Below are 2424 nucleotides of genomic sequence, written 5' to 3'. Positions count from 1 at the left end.
TGGCGACGAAGACCAGCCAGGCGGCACCGCGGGCGCACCACAGCACGCCGCGGTCGAAGGCGCTGCGCGCCTCGTCCGGCGCCGACTCGGGCTCGGCGGCATGCGCCTCGGCCCGTTCGTCGTTACGGGATGGGGATGACATGGGATTTCCTCTGCACGATAAAAGCGTCAGGGTGCGTCATGACGAACGACGAGGCCCGCAGGCCCCGTCGCTGTCGCACTGTCGCGGCAGGCCGCGATCAGGACTTGTCGGCGGTCTTCTCGGCGTCTGCCGCGCCGTCTTCCGCCTTCAGCAGGTTGTGGTTCTGCAGGTAGCTGACCACGGACTTGTAGAACTCCTTGGTGATGTCGTTCTTGTCCGCCCACTTCTGCCACTCTTCCTTGGCGATGCTGCGGAACTTGGCACGCTCGTCGGCCGGCAGGTCGATGATGTGGATGTCCGGATCCTTGCGTGCTTCACGCACCGCCTCGAGGTCGCGCGTCTTCAGCTCGCCGACCATCTTGTAGGCCATGGCGTCGACGGAGGTGGAAAGGATCGCCTTGAGGTCGCCCGGCAGGCCGTCCCAGATCTGCTTGTTGATGGACACGGAGACCATCGGCAGCGAGTGGAAGCCCGGGTACAGCGGATAGTTGGCGAACTCGTGCAGACCCTGCGCCTGGTTGGTGGCGAACACGGTGTAGTCCGCAGCGTCGATCACGCCCTTCTCGAGCGAGGTGTAGACCTCGGAGCCCGGCAGGTTGACCGGCGTGGCGCCCGCCTTCTCGAAGATGTTGTAGACCATGCCTTCCGGGGCACGCAGCTTCAGGCCCTTGAGGTCATCGACCGAGTGAATCGGCTTCGAGGACGGCAGTGACTCCAGGCCGGTGGCCGCCGCGCCGATCAGGTGCAGGCCGTAGGGCTCGACCAGCTCGTTGTAGATCTTCTCCCCGCCACCGTTGTTCATGTAGTCGAGGAAGTTGTAGGGATCGCTCCAGGCGCCGACCAGGTTACCGATCATGCCGAACGCCGGGTTCTGGCCGGTGAAGTAGCTGGGGTCGGTCAGGTGGCCCTGCAGGATACCGGACTTGACGGCCTGCAGCGTCTGGTTGGCCTGGACGACGGAGCCCACGGGCAGGATCTCGATGTGGATCCGGCCGTCGGACATCTTCTCGACGTTCTCGGCCCACTGCTTCTTCATTTCGAACTGCGGCTCGCCCGCGGTTTCGGACGTCTGGAAGGTCCAGTCGTACTCGGCAGCCTGAGCGCTGACGGCGGTAGCCGCCAGAATCGCGGCGGTGAGCGTCTTGAGCGGAGTGCGTGACATCATGCGTGAGTATCCTCTTGATCGCTTGTTGTTTGAGGTTCGAGAACGGGGAATTCGCGGGTCAGGCCGTTCAGGCCCAGATCCCGCCCGGTACGGTCGAGGACCGCCAGCGCCGCCTGTGCGGCCTGTTCGGGTTGGCGCAGCCGGATCGCCTCCATCACGCGACGGTGGCGCTCCATGCTGTCGTTGAGTTCGTGGGCGCTGTGGTTGGAACGCTCGACCACCAGCGAGATGGCCGGCTTGAGCACATGGCTCAGCTGCGCCCAGACCAGATTGTGCGAGGCATCGAAGATCGCCTCGTGGAAGGCCACGTCGTATTCGTTGTGACTGTGGCCCTGCCAGTGCAGATCCTCGCTGCCGAGTGCGCGGATCATGCCCTCGTAGGCCGTCTCGATCGCCAGCAGATCGGCGGCCGTGGCGTTTTCCGCGGCCAGCCGGGCCACGAACGGCTCGACGGCGACACGGAAGGCGAAGATCTCGCGCTGGATGCGTGGATTGGGCTGGGCGAAGCGCGCCATCCAGGCGCTTACCTGGGGGTCCAGCAGGTGCCAGTCCTGCAGTTCGCGAACCCGGGTTCCCTGCCCCGAGATACGCTTGAGCAACCCGGCAGCGACCAGCGTCTGCAGGGCGCTGCGCACGGTGCTGCGGCTGACCCCGAACTGCGCGCAGAGATCCAGCTCCTTGGGCACGAAATCGCCCGGCGCGTACTCGCCGCCGAAGATCGCCTCGGCGAGGGCCTCGGCGATATCGGGACGCGACGAACGGGATGTACTGGCGCTGGCTTGGCTCATGTCGGACGGCCTGCGTTGTAGGACTCGATTCAGGTTATGTCCGACATAGGATCAATCAAGAACAGACAAAACGCCTTTAGACTTTGGTCATAGTTCGAAGAATGCCGGGCTCAAGCACCGCGTTACCTCTTGCGGGAGCGACTCCAGTCGCGATGCCCTTGGCCACAGCGGCACCGCCGTCGGGGATGAATCCCCTCCCACAACCCCCGGTCCCGGGCCCCAGGGCCTCCCTGTGGGAGATTCTATGTTGCCCGTCAAGCCTTGATGGGGCTTGGAGGGCGATATCCCGTCTCATGCTTCATCAGTGAAAAGGCGATGCGTGCCAGCTT

2 protein-coding genes are annotated in these 2424 nt (G+C 64.6%); both read right to left on the bottom strand.

The genetic code is table 11. From position 1 onward, the window contains the following. Nucleotides 1–239: 239 nt before the first annotated feature. A complete protein-coding gene (locus ACTCB7_RS15070) occupies nt 240–1307 on the bottom strand; it encodes a TRAP transporter substrate-binding protein (RefSeq protein ID WP_463007331.1) in 1068 nt (355 codons plus the stop codon). Further along, nucleotides 1304–2095, bottom strand: coding sequence for a FadR/GntR family transcriptional regulator (locus tag ACTCB7_RS15065; protein WP_463007330.1), 792 nt, complete (start codon nt 2093–2095; stop codon nt 1304–1306). The genes ACTCB7_RS15070 and ACTCB7_RS15065 overlap by 4 nt, the downstream gene beginning before the upstream one ends. Nucleotides 2096–2424: the final 329 nt, after the last annotated feature.

The sequence above is a fragment of the Modicisalibacter sp. genome, assembly GCF_055145905.1.
This window is presented reverse-complemented; position numbering and strand designations above follow the sequence as displayed.

Excerpts from the sequence above, each read along its gene's own strand:
- ACTCB7_RS15065 (WP_463007330.1), bottom strand. The coding sequence starts at position 2,095 with ATGAGCCAAGCCAGCGCCAGTACATCCCGTTCGTCGCGTCCCGATATC.
- ACTCB7_RS15070 (WP_463007331.1), bottom strand. The coding sequence starts at position 1,307 with ATGATGTCACGCACTCCGCTCAAGACGCTCACCGCCGCGATTCTGGCG.